We start from the raw sequence: 23592 nt of genomic DNA on the forward strand, positions 1-23592 counted from the left end.
TTTGTGAGTCGTCTTTATAGATAATCTTTAAATTACTTGTTTGGAATTAAACCAACCTGAAGATCTTCTGCTGTGTAGATATGCTCGTTATCAACAAATACCTTACCATCAGCAACACCCATGTATAGCTTACCACGAGCAACGATCTTCTTTAACTGAATCTCATAGGTTACAAGTTTGGCTGTATCTAAAACTTCGCCCTTGAATTTAACTTTACCAACACCTAAAGCACGGCCTTTACCAGGACCACCTCTCCAACCAAGGAAGAATCCAACAAGCTGCCACATAGCATCTAAGCCTAAGCAGCCTGGCATTACAGGATCACCTGGGAAATGGCAGCCAAAGAACCATAAATCTTTAGTTACATCAAGCTCAGCTTTAACATAACCTAAACCATAATCACCACCCTCATTCTGAATATCAGTGATACGGTCGAACATTAACATATTTGGAGCTGGAAGCTGGCTGTTACCAGGTCCAAATAATTCTCCGCGTGAACAAGCAAGTAGATCATTCTTGTCAAAAGAATGAATTCCTCTCTCTAATAATGAGGCCATTTAGTGCTCCTATATTATAAAAAATGTCAAACAATGACATTTTGAGGGTAGTTTTCAGTATATAATTTTTACTGGCTCTATAAAAAAAATAGAGCAGTTGTATAAGATCTGCTCAGGTAATGATATATTTTCAAATCAAATAGATCAAGCATTTTTTGGCCACTTAAATACATGGTTTAAGTGGCCTAATCAGTTTAACGTGTTCCGAAAACAACAATTGTTTTACCGTGAGCTGTAATGAGGTGATCCTCTTCCATCATCTTGAGAATACGTCCTACAGTTTCACGTGAACAGCCAACAATCTGACCGATTTCCTGACGGGTGATTTTAATCTGCATACCATCAGGATGTGTCATTGCTTCTGGCTGATGAGCAAGGTTAACTAGTGTTTTTGCAATACGACCTGTAACATCTAAGAAAGCAAGAGAACCAACCTTTGCAGATGTTGCAGATAATCTGTGAGAGATCTGAGCTGTAAGTCTCATTAGAATTTCTGGATTTACCTGAACTAACTGCTTGAACTTGCTGTATGATACTTCAGCAATTTCACATGCAGTCTTTGCTTTAACCCAGGCTGTACGCTTTGGATTTTCAGAATCATCAAAAAGACCTACTTCACCAATAAAATCACCCTGATTTAGGTAGCTTAGAATCATTTCATGACCGTCAGCATCCTTAATTAACACAGCTACAGAACCTTTTGAAATGTAGTAAAGGGTCTCAGCCTTTTCACCAGCGTGAATAATTGTGCTTTTTGCGTTGTACTTATGAATATGGCACTGACTTAGGAACCAGCTAATAGTTGTGTCAGTCTGTGGTTTAATAATTGGTGACATTTTTTCTCTCTGTTTGCTTTCATGTCAGCAGATAAAAATAACACTCATATGTTCTGCTGAGTTAAATGAGTATCAACTAAGCCCCAGAAATGAATCCGTAATTCATGACTCCTTGAACCAAAGCGTTCAAGTTTGACCACAGTATGAAGTTTAGGCTTCCGCGGGCAATCCGGGCCTGCACACCACAGCATATAAGCAGTCACAGTCTATAGATATCGGCTCAGGGTGCAAATTACTAGATGTCACCCCAGGGTTATCTTTTTGGTTATCTAACCATATGTTTATGATAACAAAACCAATAATTACTAACAATTTAAAATTGTTATTTATAAAGACTTTTTTGGTCCTGCTAAAGATAATTGTGATGTATACCAAATTTTTATATGTGGTATAGCTCTAATTTTGAGCGTTTTTGCGTAATAAGGAGATTTAGTAGGATAACAAATCTATTAAATATCTTTAATTTCAATAAGATAGATTTTTTAAAATGCAGAATTATGAAAAGAGCAGTACACAAATTATGCAGATTGCACCTATAAAAAGACAAAGAAAAATATTAATAATTTCAGAACTAAAAATTCCAGAATCCATAAATTTAGACAGATATTTTTGACGAGCCAGGTAGGCATCCTCTGCAGTTTGATTGTTTAACAGCTCATCTGCAAGTGGAACATGATTATCGTATGCATCCTGTATGATTTTTCGAAATTCTATTCTAACAATATTCTCATGCTTTTTATTAAATCCAAAATCTTTTAACATGCTTCTGCAAAAAGTTTCAGGTTCATTTGAATTTAGAATAGATGAGATCATATTGTATCTGAAATCAGATACACACAGGCATTTAATTCTGAAGAGTAAATATCTTATGTCCATATCCAAAAAGGGGCAGTTTACTGCCCCTTTGTGTCATTTTTATAGATTAGATCTGTTCAGGAACCATTCTGATGTGACCGCAAGGACATTCTTGTGCACAAACACCACAGCCCTTACAGTAATCGTAGTTGAACTCATAACCCTTACCAGGTCCAAGTTTTACGATAGCACTGTCAGGACATACACCGTAACAGTTATCACATTCCATACAGTTACCGCATGACAGACAGCGGCGTGCTTCAAATATAGCATTCTCTTCGGTTAGACCGAACTGAACCTCATCAAAGCAGTTTGAACGACGGGCAACTTCAAGTTCCTGTCTTACTGTCTTTGGAGCATCTGTATAGTACCAAGGATGCATATCCTCGAATTTTGCAATTTCATGCTTTAAAGCCTTCTTGTATGTCTGGCCGTTTAAGTAAGCATTTACGCCACGGGCTGCATTCTTACCCATACCGATTGCATTTGTTACTGTACGGTTTGATGTAGCAACGTCACCTGCTGCAAAGATACCATCAACTGATGTCATCTTTGTCTCTTCATTGATGATGATGTTGTCCTTTTCAAACTTAAGACCTTCAATCTTATCAAGAACAGCCTTGTCAACGTTCTGACCCAATGCAAGTACAACTGCATCTGCTGGTAAATCTTCATATTCACCAGTAGGGCTTAACTTGCCGTTCTCATCAATAGCCATCTTTTCGATCTTAAGATTGTTCTTTGATGCCTCAGAAATTGTTGATAACCACTTAACCTGAATGCCTTCTTCGATAGCAGCATCCATTTCCTCATCGTTAGCCTTCATGTTTTCGCGGTTACGACGGTAAACAATAACAGGCTCAGCACCGATACGGCGTAATGAACGGGCAACGTCAACAGCAGTATTACCACCACCGTAAACTGCAACCTTTCTTGCAATCTGAACATCACCAGTGGTCTCAATCTGACCAAGGATTGAAAGAGCATTTAAAACGTGGTTGGTATCACCCTGTGGAATTTCGACATTAGATGATATCTGAGCACCGATTGTAATGATAACAGCATCATATTTGCCGTTTTTCTTTTCAGCCTCGATATCGTCAATCTTTCTGCCGCATTCGATGGTAACACCCATATCAGTGATACGCTTGATTTCTGCATCAAGAATGTTTCTTGGCAGACGGTATGTAGGAATACCATAGCGCATCATACCACCAGCTTCCTTACCCATTTCAACAATGTGTACAGAATGACCAAAACGTCTTAGCTGGTATGCTGCTGATAAGCCTGCAGGACCTGCACCAACAATAAGGATCTTCTTGCCGGTTTCACGTGTTGGACGCTTGAATGACAGATTATGCTCTAAAGCATAGTCACCTAAGAAACGCTCAACTGAGTTGATACCAACAGATTCGTCAAGAAAACCTCTGTTACACTTGCCTTCACAGGTGTGATAGCAGACACGGCCCATACATGCTGGCATTGGGTTTTCTTCAGTTAAAATACGCCATGCATGCTCGTAATCACCTTCTGCAGCATAGAATAACCACTGCTGGATGTTTTCTCCTGCAGGGCACTGATTGTTACATGGAGGTAACTTGTAAACATTTACAGGGCGAAGTGTACGCCATGAACCAGTATGATTCTGATGTGATGTAGCTGGATCAAGGGTAACAGCAAAAGCTTTTTTCATCATAATTCACTATCTCCTTTATACAGCCTGACTACGCTCATAAGCCTGCATTGCAACTGGCTGATCGGTAACATCGGTACCATCAACCAAACCAAAGTTCTTAATATTTGCATCACAAAGAGCCTGAAGTCTTGCAAGTACGTTAGGATCAGCCTTCTTGCCTGTTAAGTGAGCATAACGGCGCTGCATCTTCAGATAGTTGATTACAGGCTGTACCTGACGGATCTTACGAACAGATGTAATCTTGCCGTATTCAGCTTCATAAATAGGGTAGAAACCAGTTTCCATTGCCATTCTTGCAGCTGTAACAGTTGAATTTGATGATAGACCCCAGCCAAGAGGACATGGTACTAAGATCTGAATGTATCTTGCGCCATGGAAACTCATTGCCTTTTGTACCTTGTACTCAAGATCTCTGAGGTCACCTACAGATGCTGTAGCAACATAAGGAATACCATGAGCCATAGCAATTAAAGGTACATCCTTACCTTTACCCCAGTCTGCACCTGGTTTGTCACCAACAAGCTGAGTTGTTGCGGTACGTGCAGCAGGTGGTGTTGCAGATGATCTCTGAACACCGGTATTCATGTATGCTTCGTTGTCATAGCAGATGTATAAAACATCATCATTTCGCTCAAACATACCTGATAGAGGACCAAAACCGATATCAGTGGTACCACCGTCACCGCCTTGTGCGATAATTCTTGGAACTACATTATCACCATTAGTCTGAGCTCTTACCTTGGCAGCTGCTGCAAGTCCTGAACCTACTGATGCAGCATTACCGAATAATGAGTGCACCCATGGAAGTCTCCAGGCTGATTCTGGATAAGGTGTTGAGAAAACCTCAAGACAGCCTGTTGCATTGACGATCATAATCTGACCGTTTGTTGCCTTCATTGCAGCATCAATTGCATATCTTGCGCCTAATGCCTCACCGCAACCCTGGCAGGCTCTGTGGCCTGAGGTTAATGAATTTGGTCTGTCTACTGATGCCTGAATGGTTCTCATAGCAGGTGTGATCAGACGGTTACCAACGGTATTTGAACCTGTTTGGTAAAATTTAATCTTTTCTAACATTTGTCATCTCCTGCTTAAGCTTTGACTGATTTTTCAAGAACAGACTGAGCAATAGGACCCTGAGAGAATGAAACATTCTCATCTTTTAGAGTACTGTTGTTAAGAACATTAGTATCGATATCGTACCATGTGAACTCTTCTGTGAACTTGCCAGCTAAAGCATCCTTAACGATACCATTGATAGTTGTACCAAAGATTGGACGACCACCCAAACCTGCAACAACAGTCTTAACATCGCAGTTTGTGCCTTCCATAGCTCTCTTGACTTCAGGGCAGACAATACCTCTTGCACCAAATGAGAAAGCTCTTTCAATACAGATTACCTGCTTGGTATCACCGATAGCCTCTTTAATTGCGGCATATGGGAATGGACGGAAGCTCTTTAAGGAAATGATACCAACATTGATACCCTGAGTCTTTAGGCGATCAACCTCATCTTTAGCAGTACCAACAGTTGAACCCATGATAATAAGCTTGATATCCGCATTCTCACAGTTATAGCAGTCAAGCAAGCCACCTGACTTGGATCCTGTAAGTTCGCGGTACTCTTTTGTAACCTTCTCAATTACACAAAGAGCTTTAGCCATCTTGCGCTGCTGTAAGAAACGAACCTCTGTGAAGGCCTCAGGACCTACCATAGCTCCTATTGATACAGGCTCTTTTGTATTGATAAACTCGCGAGGCTCATATTTTGGAAGGAACTTGTCTACAGTTTCCTGATCAGGAATATCAAGACGCTCAAATGCGTGTGTAAGTACGAAACCATCCATACATACCATAACTGGCAATCCAACTTCTTCTGCAATCTTGAATGCCATGATGTGTGTATCAACTGCATCCTGATTTGATTCGCAGAATAACTGTAACCAGCCAGAATCTCTTTGAGAGAGTGAATCTGAATGATCATTCCAGATATTGATAGGACCACCGATAGCACGGGATGCTACGGTCATAACCATTGGAAGACCTAAACCTGAAGCTGAATAAACACCTTCAGTCATAAATAAAAGACCCTGAGAGGCAGTTGCGGTGTAGGTTCTTACACCACCAACTTCAGAACCGATTGCAACTGACATTGCTGAGAATTCTGACTCAACGTTCAAGAACTCGCAGTCCTTTAATGAGCCTTCCTTTACGAACTTACCAAGATTCTCAACGATGTGGGTTTGAGGAGAAATAGGATAGGCACAAACGACACCAGGACGACATAGTGCAACAGCCTGTGCAACACCTAATGAGCCTTCAATCTGCTTTAACATTACTATTCTCCTTTAATGAAGTTATAGGCAAGTGCAGCAGTTTCTGCATTAGCATCACCGATTTTTCCAGGATATCTTGACTGGAAAGCCTTCTGTACAGACTCAAGTTTTAGAATATCTGTTACAGCTGCTAAAGAAGATAACATTGGGGCACCTGGAAGAGGTTTGCCAATCTTCTGCATGGCAAAATCTGTAGCTGGTACTGTAAATACGTGTCCAACAGGGAGTTTTGCAACAATTTCTGGAACAACTTTTGATGGTTCATCTTTTGAGTTGATGATAACGAATCCGTTTGGACTTAAACCTGCAAACACATCAACTGCACCTAGCAGTGTCTTATCCTGAATAATAACTACATCAGGATTAGAGATAGGCTCATGTGTGCGGATCTCTTTGTTATCAATACGAGCATAGGCAACAACAGGTGCACCAGTACGCTCTGAACCAAAGCTTGGGAAAGCTTGTGCAAAGTGGCCTTCGTAGAAAGCTGCAAGTGTTAGCATTTCTGCTGCGGTCACAACACCTTGGCCTCCACGGCCATGTAATCTAATCTGAAGCATTACGGCTCCTTATCTAGTGTGTTATGAAAATGGCAATTACGCCGCTAAAAATAATTTTAGAACTTACTTGTTATTTGACAAATTTTTTTTGTACAGCCCGAAAATGAAGATGTAAAAAGTTTTACTGAATATTTAGAATTGTCAAACGCGATAAATAAGCTGTTTTCTAAGATATTTATATGATTTATAAGAAAATATATAATTTAATTGAATGTTATAAAAAAAATTATTTACAAATAGCTATATAAAATATGCGTACAATAAAATTATAAAATAAACCGTATATATTGAGATGTTTTTTAATGTTAGTTATAACTAACTATAAAAAATCACTGCGATTAAATTTGAGATCTTATTAAAAAAAATGTATTATTAAACCTAGTTTAATAACTTGGTTTCAATATTATGCATAAAAATTTGACCATTACCTCAAAATCTATTAGAGAACAGAATCTTCATTTAATAAGAAAAGCTCTTCATGATGAACAGGTATCAACAACATCTGTTCTACACGAAAAAACAGGTCTTAGTATTGTTACTATAAATAAGTTGCTAAACCTTCTTATAAGTTCAGGTGAAGTCATTCAAGGTGACAAAGGCTGCAGTTTAAACGGAAGACCAGCTGCAACATACAGATTTAATGAGATGAACAAACTCATACTGATTCTTTCTGTATATCATCGCTCAGGTCATAAATATGTAGGCTATTCAGTTCATAATCTTTTTGGTGAATGCTTAGAGCGTAGAGAAGAGCTTATCGATGACAAGCAGACTTATACTAATGAATTTAAAAACGGTATGGAGCGTTATATCGATAGATACAAGAAAATTGCAGTCATTGGTGTTTCCATGCCGTCAGATGACGTGGGTGGCCGTGTTGGCTCTGCTATTCGTCATGATTCACATGCATCAAGACTTTCATCTCATCTTGAAATACAGTTTAATCTTCCTGTTTTCTTTGAAACTGATATTAATGCTGCAACTCTTGGTTGTTACAAGAGACTAAAAGATCAAGAATGTGTATCTGGAATTATTCTGATACCGGGAAAAATTCCAAGCTGCGGATTCTGTTACAACGGTCAGGTTCTAAGAGGTAAGGATGGTATGGCAGGTGAAATCAGATATTTCCCTATGTATAACGATGTTGGTGTTCTTCCAATTGAATCATTACAAGCCGACGATCTTGCTATAAGAACTATTAGAGCAATTATGTGTGTGTTAAATCCAGGATATGTTTCAATCTATACTGAAAGTTTAAAACCAGGACTTATTGACAGACTGAGAAAACAACTTTCAACGCCTGCTGAGGAGGCTTTGCTGCCTAAAATTGAAATCTCAGATGTTCTTCGTGAAGATACAGTATCAGGAATGGTTTCAATGTGCCTTGAAAAACTGGAGTCACTATAGTTGACAGCTCACCTGGCTTCAGCCTAGAGAAGCTGTCAAATAAAATTAAAATATGCTTATGAATAAATAAAAAATATACTATAATTGCATAAACAATATAGTATTGGAATAAATCATCAAAGGGAGTTCTATGGCACGACCAAAAAAAATTGCATCACTTGTGAAAGATGATAAAAAAACATGTACAGCGGCTAACAAATGGTCTAGATTAAGAAGAATTGAATTTATTGATTTCAGACTGTGCGTTGATGGAAAAATCAATAGAGCAGATCTGGTTTCTTTTTTCAATATTTCAGTTCCTCAGGCTTCACTTGATTTATCCTATTACAGAGAGCTTGTTGAAAAGGCAAAACCTTCAAGAACAAATCTTATTTATGATAAGCATCTGAAAGTTTATGTAAGAGCAGATGATTTTATTCCTATTTTCCCAAACAGATGTTCACCTGAAACATTCTTTTCTGATCTGAAGATGGTTTCAACCAATCAGCTAGATGCAGATCGCTGTTTCTTTGGTTTTACCCCTGATGTTGGTGTTGCATCATTACATAATCCAAGAAGGATCGTATCTCCAGAGATTATGTGTAACCTTATTGATGCCATGAGAGCTCATCTTGTACTTCACATTGTTTACAGTTCTGTATCATCAAACAAGAAAGATGACTATCTGATTGCACCTCATTCATTTGGCTTTAACGGTCTGCGCTGGCATGTAAGAGCATACTGCTATGATTCACATACTTATAAGGACTATGTTCTTACAAGAATAGTATCAACAGAAAAACCTCGTACAGCAGCTCCATCTGATCGTTTCCCTGATCCTATTGGTAACGGTTTTAAGGAAATCGGTACTGGTGGCAAGGATGATAAAGACTGGAATGAGATTGTAGTATTCAAGTTAAAGGCAAATCCTGCCCTTGATGAAGGCTCTAGACGTGGTATTGAAATGGACTACGGTATTGAGAAGGATGGCATACTTGAATATGAGGTAAAGAAAGCTTTAGGATTCTATGCATTAAGAAACCTTATGGTTGCAAAAGAGTTTAAGGCACTGCCAGATTATGAAAGACATCTTGTTCTTATAAATGAGGATGAGGTATACGAAAAATTAGGTCTTAATAACAAGAAATAATCTTCAAAAAATGGCAGCTTTGCTGCCATTTTTTACTTTCTGGTAAGATTGACGCACTTTTTAACAGTTATCTTTTCAAAACAATATGTTTAAAGAGAAATTTCTATACGCAGCATATGTTGTAACTTTAGGTCTGTTATGCGCCTTTGCACCTATGTGTACAGACTTATATCTTCCATCATTGCCAACTATAAAAGATTATTTTGATACATCCGCATCTCTTGTACAGTTATCACTTACAGCCTCATTTTTTGGACTTGCACTAGGTCAGTTTCTTATTGGACCAATCTCTGATGTCTATGGTCGAGTAAAACCTCTTGTCGTAACTCTTTTGTTTTTTGTCATATCATCTTTTTTATGTTCAATAGCAAACAGTGCAGAGAGTTTTATCTTGTTCAGACTTGTACAGGGAATGTCCGCTGCTGGAGGAATAGTACTTACAAGATCGATTGCTTGTGACAAATTTAGAGGATATAAGCTTACATCCTTCATGTCATTTTTAATGGCAATAAATTCTATTGCTCCTATTCTTGCACCTATAATTGGCTCATTCATTATTTCATTTGTCCCCTGGCAGGCTCTTTTTTATGTACTCACAGGATGGGGCGTACTTCTCCTATTGCAGACTGTTTTATTTGTCGATGAATCTTTAGATAAGAACAAAAGAGCAAAGAGCATAAAGGATTCGATAGTGCTTATGAAAGCAGATCTTTTTAATGTAAGATTTATGCTTGTATGTATTGCTTTTGCAATGATTATGGGAGGTTTTTTTTCATATCTTGCTGCATCTCCATTCGTCTTTCAGAGTATTTACGGATTTACACCATTTGAGTATTCACTTACATTTGCTCTTGTGTCTTTATGTGTATCTGCAATAGCTCCTTTTTCAGGAACATTTGCAAAACGCTTTTCTAATATCAATACCTCAAGATGTGCAATCATTCTTATGATTGTATCAGGACTTATTGCAATGATTATTGCCATTTGTCCACCTCAGTCTTTTATTCCAATACTTCTTGTGTTCTGCGTTTACTGTTCCATGATGGGATTTTCAATGTCCTGTGGATTTAGTATTGCAATGGAGTTTAAAAAAGGTGGAGCAGGAGCTGCATCAGGAATTTTTGGTGTTATGTACTTTGTTATAGGATCACTAATTTCACCTTTTGTCGGAATTTTTGGTGAAAATTCAATGATTCCTCTAGCATTTAATCTTTTAATCTGTGCTATTCTTGCATTAGTGTTTTTAGAACTATCAAAAAGGTTAAAAAGATAAATGAACTTATTTAAAGGATCATTAATAGCTTCATTACTTTGTCTAAGTCCTCTTTGTTATGCTCAAATTGATGATATTGATGCAAAGACAAAGGCAAAGATTGAAAGTATCATCGATGAGTATGTTTCCACACATCCTGAAATCATCATAAGAGCTATGCAAAAGCTTGAACATGATGAGCAGGCAGTTCAGGCAAATAATGTAAAAAATGCTGGTATTGCACTAAGAAATGACAGCACACTTCCTCAGATAAATACAAGCAGAGCAAAACACTATATTGTTGAGTTTTTTGATTTTAACTGTGGTTACTGTAAAGTTCTTGAACCAATGCTTGAAAGAGCATTAAAAGAATTCGATCTACAGATTATCTATGTAAATATTCCTATCATCAAGGAAGAATCAAGTCAGTCTGCTGTTTTTTCTCAGGCTGTATACAATATCGATAAAAAAGCTTATTTCAAATTCCACAAGTACTTTATGACCCCAGGATATAGAAGTGCTGATACAGATACCTTAAAAAAACTTTGCAAAGAGTACAATGTTGATTTTAATAAGGTAGTAACTGAACTTAAGTCAAAAAGACCACATGAGAGAATTTCAAAATCAATAGCTCAAAGTACAAATCTTAAGATCTCAGGTACTCCTTATCTGATTATTGATGGTAAAGAGTTAAGAGGTGCATTTAGAGATTATGAACAGTTAAAGGCTTTACTTAAGGATTAGCATGTCATTTTCTCTACTTTTAATTCTGCTCATACCTCTACTATTTGTTGTTGGTACAGTATATAGTTCTATAAAGGAGCAAAAGAAGCTTGAAAATGGGCAACTTAAAACTATACTAACTAAAAGAGAGCAGTTAAGACAGAAGACATTAGATAAGTTATCTGATAAAAACAGATAGATGTCATCTTAATTGTATTGCTTGATTATAAATTCACCTGGAACACTTAAAACGCTTATGAAAAAGATATTCTTTTTACTAGCATTTTTTCTTTTTTCTATTTCATTTAATACATCATATGCCTATAAGGTAGGTCTTCTGATGCCGACTCAGAACGAGACTCGGTGGTATAACGATGGTTTTGTTCTTGAACAGAAAATGAAAAACGCAGGCTTTCAAGCAGAACTGTTTTTTGCCGGAGATGCTGATGTAGCATTGCAGCAGCGTCAGATTGCAAGAGTTATTAACGAAGGATGCAATGCACTTGTAATCGGCAGTATAGATGGTGCTGCTCTTACAGAGGTGTTAAAAGAAGCCAAGCAAAAGAATATTAAGGTTATCAGTTATGACAGACTGATTACAGGTACTGATGCTGTAAGTTACTATGCAACTTTTGATAATGCAAAAGTAGGTGAGCTGCAAGGAAGATTCCTTATCGGAAGATTAAAACCTTATGCATCAGATGATGTTAAGTATATTGAGCTTTTCTATGGCAGTATCGATGATAACAATGCTAGATACTTTTTTAACGGAGCAATGAAGTATCTTCAGCCTCATCTGGACAGCGGAAAATTTGTTATCAGATCTAAACAAATTGATCCTAAAGTGATCCAGACTCCAGCATGGAGTACACAGGAAGCTGCCAAGCGTATGTCATCACTGATTGAACAATACAATTACAGACCAAGTGGTGAAAGACTTGATGCTGTTTTAGCCCCTGCTGACTGTATTGCTTTAGGTATTGTATCCGCTCTTAAAAGAGAAGGTTTTACAGATAGCAATATGCCTGTTATCACAGGACAGGATGCATCCCCTGAAGGCTTAGAGCTTGTAAAGTCGGGTGCGTTGGGAATGACAATCTTAAAAAATCCAGACGATCTGTCTAGTGTGGTTGTTGAGATGGTTGAGGCTATTGCAGAAGGTAAAGAACCACAAATTAACGATACAACAACATATGATAATGGAGTATACGTTGTACCGTCATATCTTTGTGAACCAAAGATTGTCACAAAGAAAAATATGAAAGATCTAATAAAAAATCTTTAATTATCTTTATAAAAAGTAAGCCGGCTTAGTATGCCGGTTTTCTTTATGAAAAATATTTTCAGTTATACCAAAAAAAAGTTTTTCTATTCTTCTTAATTCAATCAATAACTACTCAAAAATAAAGGAAAATGTGATCTGCTATTAAATTCTGTTTTCTTTTTTCTCTTTTTACGTAAACGTTTACAAAAATCTTTTGCAAATTGTTATTTATTAATCTATAAATAAACTACAAACAAATAAAACAAGGAGCATTACATGTTAGAGAATATTCCAAATGTTCATCTAGGTATTATTGCTGTATCACGTGACTGTTTTATCAGATCACTATCTGAAAGACGTCGTGCAGCTGTGGTAAATGCCTGCAAAAAAGCTGGCATTGAAATTAGTGAAATCAAAGTTACAGTTGAAAATGAAAAGGATACGCTAAAGGCAGTTGAAGAGGCTAAATCCCTTGGATGCAATGCTTTAGTTGTATTTTTAGGTAATTTTGGTCCTGAAACACCAGAGACTCTTATAAAGAAATTCTTTGACGGACCTTGTATGTTTGTAGCCGCTGCAGAAGAGACTGGTAACGATCTTGTTGATGGTCGTGGCGATGCTTTCTGCGGTATGCTCAACTGTTCATACAACCTTGGCTTACGTAAGCTAAAAGGTTTCATTCCTGAGTATCCTGTAGGAACTGCAGATGATATTGCCAAGATGATTGGCGATTATATTCCTGTAGCTCGTACCTTAATTGGTTTATCACAGTTGAAGATTATTACATTCGGCCCAAGACCACAGGATTTCTTTGCCTGCAACGCACCAATTAAAGGTCTTTATGATTTAGGTGTAGAGGTAGAGGAAAACTCAGAGCTTGATTTATTGGTATCATACAAACAGCACGCAGGTGACAGCCGAATTGCTGATATTGTAAAGGATATGGAAAATGAGCTTGGTGCTGGTAACACATATCCTGATATGTTAGAGCGTATGGCTCAGTTTGAGCTTACATTGACTGACTGGGCAGAGAATCACAAAGGCTCAAGAAAATATGTAGTATTTGCTGACAAGTGCTGGCCTGCATTCCCTGAAGAGTTCGGTTTTGAACCTTGCTATGTAAACTCACGTCTTGCAACAAGAGGTATTCCTGTAGCATGTGAGGTTGATATCTTTGGTGCTTTATCTGAGTATATAGGTGCATGTGTAACCTATGATGCAGTTACATTACTTGATATTAACAATTCAGTTCCTGCAGATATGTTTGAACAGGATATCAAGCCTAAGTATCCTCAGTACAAGTTAACTGACACCTTCATGGGCTTCCACTGCGGTAACACACCTTTCTGTAAGCTTTCAACCTGCACAGACTGCAACATGAAGCTTGGCAAAATCAATTACCAGATCATTCAGCACCGTCTGTTAGAGCCTGAAGGATCATCTCCTGACTTTACTCGTGGTACCTTAGAGGGTGATTTAACTCCAGGTCCTGTAACATTCTTCAGACTGCAGACAACTCCAGATACCAAGCTTCAGGCATATATTGCAGAAGGTGAGGTATTGCCTGTAGGTACAAGATCATTTGGTAGTATCGGTATCTTTGCTATCAAGGAAATGGGAAGATTCTACAGACATGTACTGATTGAAAAGCGTTATCCTCACCATGGTGCAGTAGCTTTCAAGCATGTTGGTAAGGCTCTGTTTGATATCTTCAGAATGTTAGGTATTGAAACAATCAATTACAATCAGCCTGCAAACGTTCTGTATCCAACAGAAAACCCATTCAAGTAAGGTTCCTTAATTTGTCACCAGGATCGGGCTTTAGGCCCGATCTTTATTTTAAGCTGTCATAAATCTTTTGTTTTCAAAACAATCTTTTCTTTTTGAATATCTGTGTTTTTCTATTCGTCAAATTGCATTAGAGTAGTTTTTGAATTTGTAGATTGAAGAACTGTTACTTCGACAATATAGTCAAATTTTAAGAGTTGTACAAAATACTGTCATTTTTAATCATGACTGTAAGTACAAGGTTGTTTCCGATTTTGACTTGTACATCGTCCCCCCCCTACAGAAAAGGCAGGGCTAATTGTATTTAATTCTGATGTAATACTAAAAGAGGTCCAATTTTCAAAAACTGAACCTCCAATAGTTAAAGATACTTCATTGTCATTCATATCTACTCACAAATTATATTTTTACCTTCGTAGTAACATTCTCTTGTCTTACCATCAATGGTCATATCAAACACTTCTGGTTGAGATCTAATAATGCGTTTCCAATCAGATTTAGCACTTTCTTTTAAAATTCTAGTATTTCTTTCCATTACATCTTCATGAGGAACATCATCCCACGAAGGCAAGGTATAGTAATCATCAGCAATAGCATACGAAGGAATACTAAACAAACTCAAAAATACGGCAAATAAAGTGATAAATAACTTTTTCATAGTACAAAAAAACTCTCTTATTCCTTACTTTAAGTATAAGTCTTACAGAGGTATTTGTTACTATACAAAAATCACTTTCTTGACAGTATAAAATCACCTACTGGCATAAAAAGAGGATTGATTACATCATTACGCTGTGCAATTTCATCTGCTCTTGTAGAATCACCATATCTGTCATGGGCTAGAACAAAAGCAGGCTCACTTTGTTTTAGTGTTACTGTATCTATGCCGTTTTCACCATTAAGCTTTGATGTCATGTAGTTATATACAGATGTATAACAGTCAACAAGCTGTAAATAACACTTACCTGCATCATTGCCTTGTAGCATCATTTCATTATCAATGGCATTTAGAAGATTATTTCTTAAAGCAAGAATAGTATCATCTGATACAGTCCTATCTGAACCGTCATCATTGATATCATTATCACTGCCAATCATTGATAGTGCTCCTATACTGTTAGCAATCATTGCCATACGGATATTGCGTTTAATCTCATCTGATACTTCATCAATTCTTTGTTTGTCAGAAAGTATCTTTGAGCTATCATGAGAGCTTACTGAAGTAACTGGTTGTAATGATGAGTCTGTGAGTGCCTCTGTGGAACTATATGAGACTTTCTTCCAATTAAGAACAGATTGTGAATACTCAGATAAACCAATTGCACTTAATAGGTCATTCCTTGCCTGTTCTTTTTTATAATACAGTGTACTTGCAATGTTATGACTCATCAAAAGGATATCACAGCTCATATTGAACAAATGTGCAAACTTATATTTAGATAACAACATAATATAAATGATTTTTGTGCAAAATTAATAATTACTATCTGTTTTCAATATGAATAAATTCGGAATAAAAAATTGCCGTCTTTCGTTAAAACCTTTGTTGCTGATAATTGATATTTGTGTATAATTGCACAGGTCATTTCAAGGAGTTTATATGTTTTATCCATTATTTGAAAATCAGGATTTTAAGATTGAACAGACAGCAACTTTAGATGATTCTGGTAAGGTACTTATCAGAGCTGCTGATGCAAATGAGGATGAAACTAAGTTACTTGAAATGGAAGTTGATTCTTATCTTATAAAAAGCTGTTCAAATTTCACCGCAGAAGAAGTTTTTGAAATAGTTCAGATTGTAAAAGATCTTGAAGAAGTGATTCTTGTAAAAGGTAAAGGCTATAAGGAAAAGGAAGAAATCAACTCTCTGCTACAGGAAGAAACAACTAAATAGAGTTGAATAAAAAGAGCAGTTTTTACTGTTCTTTTTTTATAAGTGCTCCTAAATTGTCCATTTTTTGTGCACCAAAACAAATCAGGATACTCTCCATAAAATATCATTTGCACCCTTTTATCACCATAACTGAGCAAATGACAACCTTAATATTGAGCAAAAACAATCATAATCGTATCTTTTACACATAGTCAAAATGACTTGTTTTTAGGAGATATATTTATGAAAGTTTGTAAAAGTGCAATAGCTGCAATGGCACTGACTGCAACTTCAGCATTTGCTGATGAGGCACCAGCAGTACTTGATAGAGCAGACAACGGATTTATTCTGATGTCAGCAATGCTCGTTCTTTTAATGTCAATTCCAGGCATCGGTCTGTTCTATGGCGGTCTTGCACGTTCAAAGAATGTTCTTTCAACAATAGAGCAGACACTGGCTGTATTCTGTCTTGCTGTTATTTTATGGGTAATCATAGGCTATAGCTTTGCTTTCGGTCCAACCGATGGTGCTTTAGGTGCCTTCTTCGGTGGCTTTGGCACTATGTTCTTAAATGGCATCACATTAGATTCTCTATCAGGTACCTTATCTGAGTATACTTGGGTAATCTTCCAGGGTGCATTCTGTGCAATTTCTGCATGTTTAATCATTGGTGCAACTCCAGGCCGTATCAAGTTCTCAGCTTTACTATTAGCTGTTGGTATCTGGATCGTACTGTCATATGCTCCTTTAGCTCATCAGGTTTGGGGCGGTGGTTTCATCGATTCAACCTTCATGTCATATGACTTTGCAGGTGGTACCGTTGTTCACGTAAATGCTGCTGTATGTGGTTTAACTGGTGCATATATCCTGGGCCGTCGTCATGACTTAGGCCGTGTAGCAATGGCTCCACATAACCTTGGCTTAACATATGTTGGTGCTTGCCTGCTGTGGATTGGCTGGTTGGGTTTCAACGCAGGTTCAGAGTTAGTAGCTGACGGTGTATCATCACTTGCATTCATTAACACTGTATTATGTCCTGCAACTGCAGCATTAACCTGGATGTCAGCTGAGTGGATTATCTTCAAGAAGCCATCAACTTTAGGTACAGCATCTGGTGTATTAGCAGGTTTAGTTGCTATCACACCTGCATGTGCTTTCGTTGGCCCTATGGGTTCAATCGTAATCGGCTTTGTAGCAGCATTAGCTTGCTTATGGGGTGTTCACGGCTTCAAGAAGTTAACAAAGATTGACGATTCAATGGACGTATTCGGTGTTCACGGTATCGGTGCAATCGTTGGTGGTATCTTAACTGGTGTATTCTGTGACCCATCATTAGGTGGTACAGGTTTCAAGGGTGAATGGACTTCAATTGCAGGTCAGGTTTACGGTCAGACAGTATCCTTATTAGTTGCAATCGTATGGTCATTCGTAGTATCAGTAATCGCCTTCAAGCTTGCTAAGGTTCTAGTTGGTCTAAGAGTAAGCACCGATGAAGAGTCAGAAGGTCTTGACCTTGCATCTCACTGCGAGCGTGGTTACAACTTATAATCGAAGGAGTAGATATTATGAAAAGAATCGTTGCAATTATCAAACCTTTTAAAGTAGATGATGTTCGTGAGGCTCTGGCAGCAGTAGGCATCTCAGGTATGACAGTATCTGATGTAAAAGGTTTTGGCAGACAGAAAGGACATACTGAGTTATATCGTGGAGCCGAGTATGTTGTAGACTTCCTTCCAAAGTGCAAACTTGAAATCGTAGTTGCAGATGAGGATGAGGAAAAATCAATTCAGGCAATCATCAATGCAGCTCATACTGGTAAGATAGGTGATGGTAAGATCTTCGTATCAGATGTACAGAGAGTTATCAGAATCAGAACCAGTGAAGAAAATGAAGAAGCTATTTAAAAGTTAAGCTCTCATATGAAGTCGCCCCAGAAATAACTTACTGGGGCATTTTTTATTATGACTCTAAAAGCAGTTTTGGCATTGCTTTATGTCTGAAAATATAACTTACTCTTAGAGCATATATTATTGAACAGATAAGCAATGTTACTGTAAATGAAATCCAGATTCCATGTGCCTTTAATGGCTCAATAAAGATACCATGAGATAGAGCATATGATAGAGGAAGTCCTATCATCCAGTATGCAAAAAGAGTAGTTAGGAAAACTGTTTTTGAATCCTTGAACCCCTGCACAACGCCCATAAACACAATCTGAATACTGTCAGGAAGCATAAAAATGCAGTTAATTACAAGCAGTGATGAGGCAAGCTCAATCACATACGGATCATTTGTATATAAGGATGCGAAAAACTCTCTGAAAATGAAAGTCGCGCTCATATAGATTAAAAGAAAACTCATATTCAAAAAGCAGACACTCTTTACGCTAACAAGAGCCTTTTCAAAACTTTTTTCTCCCATTGCATAAGCTGTTCTAATAGTTGCTGTAAGGCAAAGAGAGAAAGGTATCATGAATACAAGACTTGAAATATTGATGCAGATAGAATGAGCTGCAACAATTATAGGTCCAAATGAAGCGATAATTACAGATGCAAGAGAAAAACAAGCAACTTCCATTGTTCTTGAAACACCAATTGGGATACAGAGCTTTAAAAATTTCTTTATAAAGACATAATCCAAAGTAAAATGGTAATTAACAAAGTAATTACGCATAAGTGCTGACTTTTTCATATAGACATAGAACATCAGTGCAGCAATAAAGTTGATGACACAGCTTGTTATTCCACATCCAACACCGCCAAAAGCAGGTATTCCAAATTTTCCGAAAATGAAAATATAGTTAAATGGAATATTTAAAAGCAGCATGATTACACATATAACAAGAGATGGTTTGATATATGAATGACCGTCAAACAGTGCTCTTACAAGATTGAAGACAACAGTTGCAGGTATAGATAGCATCACATAGAAAAGATAATCTGTAGCAACCTTTATCATAGCGGCATCTGCATCTATAAAATTAAAGATCCTGTAGCATTGTGAAAGTGCCAGCATGATTAGCAAAGAGCAAATTATGCAAACTATAAATGCATTGTAAAAAGCATCAGGAATTTCCTTATCTCTTCTTGCTCCTAAAAGATGTGATACTGTAGGTGTAAGAGCAGATGCCACACCTGCAAGACATAAATAAGCAGGCCAGTAAAAAGAGCATGCTATTGCAACACCTGATATATCAACTGTTCCATAAAGACCAGCCATTACTGTATCAACAGTTCCCATAGCACAGTTTGAAAGTTGTCCCAGGAGAAAAGGAACAAACAGTTTTAACTGATTCTTTATTTCCTTTTTATAAGTTTGATAATTTTTTATATTCATAATAGTGTACAGATAAAAAAAGAGCTGGTAAAAACCAGCTCCTTTGATAATAACTGGTTTTTAATGTATTCTGTCACCGTTTTTTGCGCCTGAATCTACTGAAAGCAGATAAACCTCAGATGCACCGGGACCTGCTGCAGTAACCATACCCTCAGATAAGCCAAACTTCATCTGACGTGGCTTTAGATTTGCAACAAGAACAACCTTACGACCAATCAGAGAGTTTACATCGGTATAAGCCTGCTTGATACCTGCAAATACCTGTCTCTTCTCAAAACCGATATCAACAGTTAACTTTAACAGTTTCTTTGCCTCAGCAACTTCCTGAGCCTCAATAATAGTACCTACTCTTAAGTCAACCTTTGCAAAATCATCAATAGTGATCTGATCTGCTAAAGGCTCATACTCAGAAGTTTTATTCTCAACTTTCTGTTCAGCTTTTTTAGCTTCTTTTAGATCTTCTTTTGAGCATTCAATCATTGCATCAATCTGAGTCTTTTCAATTCTTGTGAATAGAGGCTTGAACTTATTGATTGAATGGTTGCAAAGAGGAGTTGCAAGTGAATCAAATGAAAGGGTGCTGTTTAAGAACTCTTCAGCATTCTTTGCAACCTCAGGTAACACAGGTGACAGATAAGTAATTAAAGCTCTGAACAGGTTGATACCATCAGAACAAACAGCCTGAAGCAGCTCATCTTTGCCTTCTTCTTTTGCAATAACCCAAGGAGCCATAGCATCAATATAACGGTTTGCCTCATCAGCAAGTGCCATGATTGTACGAATTGCATCTGCATAGTTTCTTTCAGAATAGCTCTTGATAACGCTATCCTTAATTGATGCAGCCTTGTCTAAAAGCTCTTTGTTATTTGGCTTGTCAGAGAGTTTTGAATCAAATCTCTTTGCAATGAAACCTGCGGTTCTTGATGCAAGATTTACAACCTTGCCTACGATATCAGAATTTACCTTTGCCATGAAGTCATCAAGTGACAGATCGATATCAACAGCAGATGAATTCATCTTTGATGCAAAGTAGTAACGAAGAGTCTCTGGCTTTAAGAATTTCAAGAAGGTCTTTGCCTTGATGAAAGTGCCCTTGGACTTTGACATCTTTGCACCGTTTACAGTTACATAACCGTGAACGAAGATATTGTCAGGCAATCTTAACTGTGCAGCCTTTAATGTTGCAGGCCAGAACAGTGAATGGAAATAAAGAATGTCCTTGCCGATAAAGTGAACCATCTTTACATCAGAGCCTTCTTTTACAAAATCATCAAAGTTATCTCCTGTTTTTTCACAAAGATTCTTTAATGATGCAAAATAACCTATAGGAGCATCCATCCATACATAGAAGTATTTATCTTCAGTTCCTGGAATTTTAAAGCCAAAGTAAGGAGCATCTCTTGAGATATCCCATGGCTTTAAGCCCTGCTCAAACCACTCTTCAAGTTTATTTGCCATCTCTGACTGGATGCATCCTGAGTTTTTAATATACTCATGAAGGAAATCTTTTGCCTTTGGCAGGTCAAAGAAGTAATGCAGTGAGTCCTTTAATACTGGTTTTGCACCTGAAATAACTGAATATGCATCCTTAAGCTCGGTAGGTGAATATGTTGCACCGCAAACCTCGCAGTTGTCACCGTACTGATCCTTTGCACCGCATTTTGGACATGTGCCTTTTACAAAACGATCAGGAAGGAACATATTCTTTTCAGGATCAAAAAGCTGTGAGATGGTCTTTGTCAGAATATAACCATTCTCTTTAGCCTTGTTGTACATATAAGCAGAGATTTCCTCATTCTCTTTTGAATGAGTACGGTAATAGTTGTCGTACTTAACAAGGAACCCCTTTAAGTCCTCATCATGATCCTTTGAGGTAATTTCGATCATCTGCTCTGGAGTAATACCGAGGGAGTTTGCCTTGATCATAACAGGTGTACCGTGGCAGTCATCACCACATACATAGAAAACCTTATTGCCGATAGCTCTGTTAAATCTAACATAGATATCAGACTGAATATGCTCAAGCATATGGCCTAAATGAATAGGGCCGTTTGAATATGGAAGTGCATTTGTAACTAAAATTGTTTTGTTATCTGACATGGTAAAACTCTTTTTTAAAACAAATAATTGCTCTGTATTTTACACTATTGTCATGCCTGAATTAAGCTTTTTTGATCCTTTATAGAAAATAGTAGCCAGAAAAACACGTAAGATAACCTAAAAGATCTCTTTAAAGAGTAAAAGATGTTCGATTTTTGTATAATAATTAAAGTTTACTTTTTTATGGCATGATTTTATGAAAAAAATAGCAATCGTTTATTTTGTTTATATCAACGAAAAAAAGAATTATAAAAAACTTATTGAAGGTCAGCTAAGAGACATTGCCCGCTCAGGTGTTTTCAATGATGCCGATCTGTACATTCAGGTTTCAATGAAAAATGAGCTAAAAGATAAGGTTGTATCATTCTTTGAATCATTGCCATATGATATAAAGCAGATTGAATATCACTTTGAAAACAAGTTTGAATACTATGGTATACACAAACTATATGAACTTGCAAAAAGTGGTGATTATCCATATCTTGTATACCTTCATACAAAGGGTATGAGCTACAATCCACACTCAATATTCAATCCTGAAAGGATCAGATCATTTAGAGAGATTATTCTTACCTATTACACATTCAGAAAGTACAAAAAGACCATAGAGCTTTTTGAAAAGGACAGTGATATTCAGAAAATCGGATTCATGCCTAACAAAGAGGATGGTAAAGAGGAGAACAAAGGCCTTATCATGTGGTTTAATTTCTTCTGGGTAAGATCATCCTTTGTAGCATCGCTTCAAGAGCCTGTTCAGTCTGATGACAGATTCTATTATGAAAGATGGATTTCAAGACCTGATAAAGACAGAAAAGATGAATATCTTTATACATCCTATTCTCTTTATGCAGATAAAAAAGAAGGCTTCACACAGTCACAAGCCTCCGATACACTAAAATATCTTAAAAAGCTGTACAAATATACAAGACCAGTCTCAACACTGTACAGACTGCTTACAGTCAAATAACTAATCTGACTGTTTTACTGATATTTTCTTTTTAAAGCTGATGTTTATCTGAGTAATCACAAATGCTGTAAACATCAGTGCTGCACCTATAATTTCTCTGCAAGTCAAACTCTCATCAAGCAGCATTACTCCAAAGAAAGCCCCCATAACAGATTCTAGTGACAGAATTAGTGATGCGATAGTTGGATTTACACCTCTTTGGCCTACAATCTGAAGTGTGTAGGCAATAGCGTTTGACATGATGCCGACATAAAGCAAAGCAGGAGCTGCATCAACTAAAGATGATGCAGTTGGCAGAGTTTCTGTAAACATGAATATGAAGCCTAAAAAGGATGCTACAAAAAACTGTCCACAGGAGAGCAGCACACCATCAACAGATTTAATGAAATATGCAATTACAAGAATATGAATTGCAAAACCAATGGCGCACAGTAAAACAAGAAAATCGCCTGTGCTTAAATAAAATCCGTCCTTTATTGAGAAAAAGTAAAGGCCAATTACACTAATAACAACTGCGATAATTATCTTAACTGACAGTTTCTGTCCTAAAAAAATACCGATTATAGGTACAAACACCATATAAAGAGATGTAATAAAACTTGTTTTATTAACATCTGTCTGAGCAATACCATACTGCTGAAGGATTTCAGATACAAAAAGACATAAACCACATAAAATAGAGCCTAAAACAAGCTTATGTCTGTTGGATTGCCTCGTAATCTTCTTTTTTAAAACAGTTTCAACAGTTTTTAAAAAGAAAAGAAGGCTAAGAGCACCAATAAGTGTTCTTATAAAAGTAAATGCAAAAGGTGAAATATAGTTCATTCCTATTTTCTGACCAATAAATCCAGATCCCCAGATTGTAGCTGTCAGAAAAAGTAGAAAGTATTGCCTTAATGTAAACATAAATTTA

The 23592-nt window shown here is 37.1% G+C and carries 24 protein-coding genes and 1 other RNA gene; 11 read left to right on the forward strand and 14 right to left on the reverse strand.

The window, feature by feature from the left end; translation table 11 throughout:
• Window positions 1–32: 32 nt before the first annotated feature.
• The 8 genes from fabA to J5V48_RS00175 all read right to left on the reverse strand — a co-directional run bounded on the left by fabA (window position 33) and on the right by J5V48_RS00175 (window position 6840).
• Complete coding sequence (fabA, locus tag J5V48_RS00140) at window positions 33–557, reverse strand: bifunctional 3-hydroxydecanoyl-ACP dehydratase/trans-2-decenoyl-ACP isomerase (protein WP_219935704.1); 525 nt, start codon at window positions 555–557, stop codon at window positions 33–35.
• Between the two features lie 194 nt (window positions 558–751).
• Window positions 752–1393: a cAMP-activated global transcriptional regulator CRP gene (gene crp, locus J5V48_RS00145; protein ID WP_219935705.1), complete on the reverse strand. Its 642-nt coding sequence runs from the start codon at window positions 1391–1393 to the stop codon at window positions 752–754.
• Between the two features lie 76 nt (window positions 1394–1469).
• Window positions 1470–1650, reverse strand: a non-coding RNA gene (gene ssrS / locus J5V48_RS00150) — 6S RNA.
• Between the two features lie 238 nt (window positions 1651–1888).
• Window positions 1889–2206: a hypothetical protein gene (locus J5V48_RS00155; RefSeq protein ID WP_219935707.1), complete on the reverse strand. Its 318-nt coding sequence runs from the start codon at window positions 2204–2206 to the stop codon at window positions 1889–1891.
• Between the two features lie 109 nt (window positions 2207–2315).
• A complete protein-coding gene (locus tag J5V48_RS00160; protein ID WP_219935709.1) occupies window positions 2316–3944 on the reverse strand; it encodes an NAD(P)-binding protein in 1629 nt (542 codons plus the stop codon).
• 15 nt (window positions 3945–3959) lie between these two features.
• Window positions 3960–5021 (reverse strand): thiamine pyrophosphate-dependent enzyme, encoded by a 1062-nt coding sequence (locus tag J5V48_RS00165; RefSeq protein WP_255557494.1) that lies wholly within the window; start codon window positions 5019–5021, stop codon window positions 3960–3962.
• A 14-nt stretch (window positions 5022–5035) separates the two neighbouring features.
• Complete coding sequence (locus J5V48_RS00170) at window positions 5036–6280, reverse strand: transketolase C-terminal domain-containing protein (protein WP_219935711.1); 1245 nt, start codon at window positions 6278–6280, stop codon at window positions 5036–5038.
• Between the two features lie 2 nt (window positions 6281–6282).
• Window positions 6283–6840 carry a 2-oxoacid:acceptor oxidoreductase family protein gene (locus tag J5V48_RS00175; protein ID WP_219935715.1) on the reverse strand — a complete coding sequence of 186 codons (558 nt, stop codon included), beginning with the start codon at window positions 6838–6840 and terminating at the stop codon, window positions 6283–6285.
• A 405-nt stretch (window positions 6841–7245) separates the two neighbouring features.
• Here J5V48_RS00175 and J5V48_RS00180 point away from each other — a divergent pair, with 405 nt between their 5' ends.
• The 7 genes from J5V48_RS00180 to J5V48_RS00210 all read left to right on the forward strand — a co-directional run bounded on the left by J5V48_RS00180 (window position 7246) and on the right by J5V48_RS00210 (window position 14406).
• A complete protein-coding gene (locus tag J5V48_RS00180) occupies window positions 7246–8247 on the forward strand; it encodes an ROK family protein (RefSeq protein WP_219935717.1) in 1002 nt (333 codons plus the stop codon).
• Window positions 8248–8377: 130 nt separating this feature from the next.
• Complete coding sequence (locus tag J5V48_RS00185; RefSeq protein ID WP_219935719.1) at window positions 8378–9376, forward strand: BrxR family helix-turn-helix transcriptional regulator; 999 nt, start codon at window positions 8378–8380, stop codon at window positions 9374–9376.
• A gap of 85 nt (window positions 9377–9461) precedes the next feature.
• Window positions 9462–10649, forward strand: a complete 1188-nt coding sequence (locus J5V48_RS00190; protein ID WP_219935721.1) for a multidrug effflux MFS transporter — start codon at window positions 9462–9464, stop codon at window positions 10647–10649.
• Window positions 10650–11372 carry a DsbA family protein gene (locus J5V48_RS00195; RefSeq protein WP_219935723.1) on the forward strand — a complete coding sequence of 241 codons (723 nt, stop codon included), beginning with the start codon at window positions 10650–10652 and terminating at the stop codon, window positions 11370–11372.
• A gap of 1 nt (window position 11373) precedes the next feature.
• Entirely contained in the window at window positions 11374–11550 is a 177-nt protein-coding gene (locus J5V48_RS00200) for a hypothetical protein (RefSeq protein WP_219935724.1), read from the forward strand.
• A 57-nt stretch (window positions 11551–11607) separates the two neighbouring features.
• The gene (locus J5V48_RS00205) at window positions 11608–12636 is read left to right on the forward strand and encodes a substrate-binding domain-containing protein (RefSeq protein ID WP_219935726.1); all 1029 of its coding nucleotides are present in this window, start codon (window positions 11608–11610) and stop codon (window positions 12634–12636) included.
• A gap of 255 nt (window positions 12637–12891) precedes the next feature.
• Window positions 12892–14406 (forward strand): L-fucose/L-arabinose isomerase family protein, encoded by a 1515-nt coding sequence (locus J5V48_RS00210; RefSeq protein WP_219935728.1) that lies wholly within the window; start codon window positions 12892–12894, stop codon window positions 14404–14406.
• Window positions 14407–14621: 215 nt separating this feature from the next.
• Here the strand turns inward: J5V48_RS00210 and J5V48_RS10045 are convergent, their stop codons facing one another.
• The 3 genes from J5V48_RS10045 to J5V48_RS00220 all read right to left on the reverse strand — a co-directional run bounded on the left by J5V48_RS10045 (window position 14622) and on the right by J5V48_RS00220 (window position 15792).
• Window positions 14622–14789 (reverse strand): phage baseplate assembly protein, encoded by a 168-nt coding sequence (locus J5V48_RS10045; RefSeq protein WP_418896159.1) that lies wholly within the window; start codon window positions 14787–14789, stop codon window positions 14622–14624.
• Window positions 14790–14791: 2 nt separating this feature from the next.
• A complete protein-coding gene (locus J5V48_RS00215) occupies window positions 14792–15061 on the reverse strand; it encodes a hypothetical protein (RefSeq protein WP_219935730.1) in 270 nt (89 codons plus the stop codon).
• 71 nt (window positions 15062–15132) lie between these two features.
• Window positions 15133–15792, reverse strand: coding sequence for a hypothetical protein (locus J5V48_RS00220; RefSeq protein WP_219935732.1), 660 nt, complete (start codon window positions 15790–15792; stop codon window positions 15133–15135).
• A gap of 211 nt (window positions 15793–16003) precedes the next feature.
• Between J5V48_RS00220 and J5V48_RS00225 the strand changes: the two genes are divergently transcribed.
• The 3 genes from J5V48_RS00225 to J5V48_RS00235 all read left to right on the forward strand — a co-directional run bounded on the left by J5V48_RS00225 (window position 16004) and on the right by J5V48_RS00235 (window position 18180).
• Window positions 16004–16297, forward strand: a complete 294-nt coding sequence (locus J5V48_RS00225) for a hypothetical protein (protein ID WP_219935734.1) — start codon at window positions 16004–16006, stop codon at window positions 16295–16297.
• A gap of 222 nt (window positions 16298–16519) precedes the next feature.
• Entirely contained in the window at window positions 16520–17824 is a 1305-nt protein-coding gene (locus tag J5V48_RS00230; protein ID WP_219935737.1) for an ammonium transporter, read from the forward strand.
• 17 nt (window positions 17825–17841) lie between these two features.
• Window positions 17842–18180: a P-II family nitrogen regulator gene (locus J5V48_RS00235; protein ID WP_219935739.1), complete on the forward strand. Its 339-nt coding sequence runs from the start codon at window positions 17842–17844 to the stop codon at window positions 18178–18180.
• Window positions 18181–18235: 55 nt separating this feature from the next.
• Here the strand turns inward: J5V48_RS00235 and J5V48_RS00240 are convergent, their stop codons facing one another.
• Window positions 18236–19612, reverse strand: coding sequence for an MATE family efflux transporter (locus J5V48_RS00240; protein ID WP_219935741.1), 1377 nt, complete (start codon window positions 19610–19612; stop codon window positions 18236–18238).
• Window positions 19613–19672: 60 nt separating this feature from the next.
• On the reverse strand, window positions 19673–21712 hold the full coding sequence (metG, locus tag J5V48_RS00245) for a methionine--tRNA ligase (protein WP_219935744.1): 2040 nt from the start codon (window positions 21710–21712) through the stop codon (window positions 19673–19675).
• Between the two features lie 196 nt (window positions 21713–21908).
• On the opposite strand from metG, the gene J5V48_RS00250 reads away from it, so the two are divergent.
• Window positions 21909–22679, forward strand: a complete 771-nt coding sequence (locus tag J5V48_RS00250) for a hypothetical protein (protein ID WP_219935746.1) — start codon at window positions 21909–21911, stop codon at window positions 22677–22679.
• On the opposite strand, the gene J5V48_RS00255 is transcribed toward J5V48_RS00250, so the two are convergent.
• Window positions 22680–23585 (reverse strand): DMT family transporter, encoded by a 906-nt coding sequence (locus tag J5V48_RS00255; protein WP_219935748.1) that lies wholly within the window; start codon window positions 23583–23585, stop codon window positions 22680–22682.
• Between the last annotated feature and the right edge of the window lie 7 nt (window positions 23586–23592).

The sequence above is a fragment of the Succinivibrio faecicola genome, from assembly GCF_019448115.1.
In the GTDB taxonomy this organism is placed as follows: domain Bacteria; phylum Pseudomonadota; class Gammaproteobacteria; order Enterobacterales; family Succinivibrionaceae; genus Succinivibrio; species Succinivibrio faecicola.

Excerpts from the sequence above, each read along its gene's own strand:
- fabA (WP_219935704.1), bottom strand. The coding sequence starts at position 557 with ATGGCCTCATTATTAGAGAGAGGAATTCATTCTTTTGACAAGAATGAT.
- crp (WP_219935705.1), bottom strand. The coding sequence starts at position 1,393 with ATGTCACCAATTATTAAACCACAGACTGACACAACTATTAGCTGGTTC.
- J5V48_RS00155 (WP_219935707.1), bottom strand. The coding sequence starts at position 2,206 with ATGATCTCATCTATTCTAAATTCAAATGAACCTGAAACTTTTTGCAGA.
- J5V48_RS00160 (WP_219935709.1), bottom strand. The coding sequence starts at position 3,944 with ATGATGAAAAAAGCTTTTGCTGTTACCCTTGATCCAGCTACATCACAT.
- J5V48_RS00165 (WP_255557494.1), bottom strand. The coding sequence starts at position 5,021 with ATGTTAGAAAAGATTAAATTTTACCAAACAGGTTCAAATACCGTTGGT.
- J5V48_RS00170 (WP_219935711.1), bottom strand. The coding sequence starts at position 6,280 with ATGTTAAAGCAGATTGAAGGCTCATTAGGTGTTGCACAGGCTGTTGCA.
- J5V48_RS00175 (WP_219935715.1), bottom strand. The coding sequence starts at position 6,840 with ATGCTTCAGATTAGATTACATGGCCGTGGAGGCCAAGGTGTTGTGACC.
- J5V48_RS00180 (WP_219935717.1), top strand. The coding sequence starts at position 7,246 with ATGCATAAAAATTTGACCATTACCTCAAAATCTATTAGAGAACAGAAT.
- J5V48_RS00185 (WP_219935719.1), top strand. The coding sequence starts at position 8,378 with ATGGCACGACCAAAAAAAATTGCATCACTTGTGAAAGATGATAAAAAA.
- J5V48_RS00190 (WP_219935721.1), top strand. The coding sequence starts at position 9,462 with ATGTTTAAAGAGAAATTTCTATACGCAGCATATGTTGTAACTTTAGGT.
- J5V48_RS00195 (WP_219935723.1), top strand. The coding sequence starts at position 10,650 with ATGAACTTATTTAAAGGATCATTAATAGCTTCATTACTTTGTCTAAGT.
- J5V48_RS00200 (WP_219935724.1), top strand. The coding sequence starts at position 11,374 with ATGTCATTTTCTCTACTTTTAATTCTGCTCATACCTCTACTATTTGTT.
- J5V48_RS00205 (WP_219935726.1), top strand. The coding sequence starts at position 11,608 with ATGAAAAAGATATTCTTTTTACTAGCATTTTTTCTTTTTTCTATTTCA.
- J5V48_RS00210 (WP_219935728.1), top strand. The coding sequence starts at position 12,892 with ATGTTAGAGAATATTCCAAATGTTCATCTAGGTATTATTGCTGTATCA.
- J5V48_RS10045 (WP_418896159.1), bottom strand. The coding sequence starts at position 14,789 with ATGAATGACAATGAAGTATCTTTAACTATTGGAGGTTCAGTTTTTGAA.
- J5V48_RS00215 (WP_219935730.1), bottom strand. The coding sequence starts at position 15,061 with ATGAAAAAGTTATTTATCACTTTATTTGCCGTATTTTTGAGTTTGTTT.
- J5V48_RS00220 (WP_219935732.1), bottom strand. The coding sequence starts at position 15,792 with ATGAGTCATAACATTGCAAGTACACTGTATTATAAAAAAGAACAGGCA.
- J5V48_RS00225 (WP_219935734.1), top strand. The coding sequence starts at position 16,004 with ATGTTTTATCCATTATTTGAAAATCAGGATTTTAAGATTGAACAGACA.
- J5V48_RS00230 (WP_219935737.1), top strand. The coding sequence starts at position 16,520 with ATGAAAGTTTGTAAAAGTGCAATAGCTGCAATGGCACTGACTGCAACT.
- J5V48_RS00235 (WP_219935739.1), top strand. The coding sequence starts at position 17,842 with ATGAAAAGAATCGTTGCAATTATCAAACCTTTTAAAGTAGATGATGTT.
- J5V48_RS00240 (WP_219935741.1), bottom strand. The coding sequence starts at position 19,612 with ATGAATATAAAAAATTATCAAACTTATAAAAAGGAAATAAAGAATCAG.
- metG (WP_219935744.1), bottom strand. The coding sequence starts at position 21,712 with ATGTCAGATAACAAAACAATTTTAGTTACAAATGCACTTCCATATTCA.
- J5V48_RS00250 (WP_219935746.1), top strand. The coding sequence starts at position 21,909 with ATGAAAAAAATAGCAATCGTTTATTTTGTTTATATCAACGAAAAAAAG.
- J5V48_RS00255 (WP_219935748.1), bottom strand. The coding sequence starts at position 23,585 with ATGTTTACATTAAGGCAATACTTTCTACTTTTTCTGACAGCTACAATC.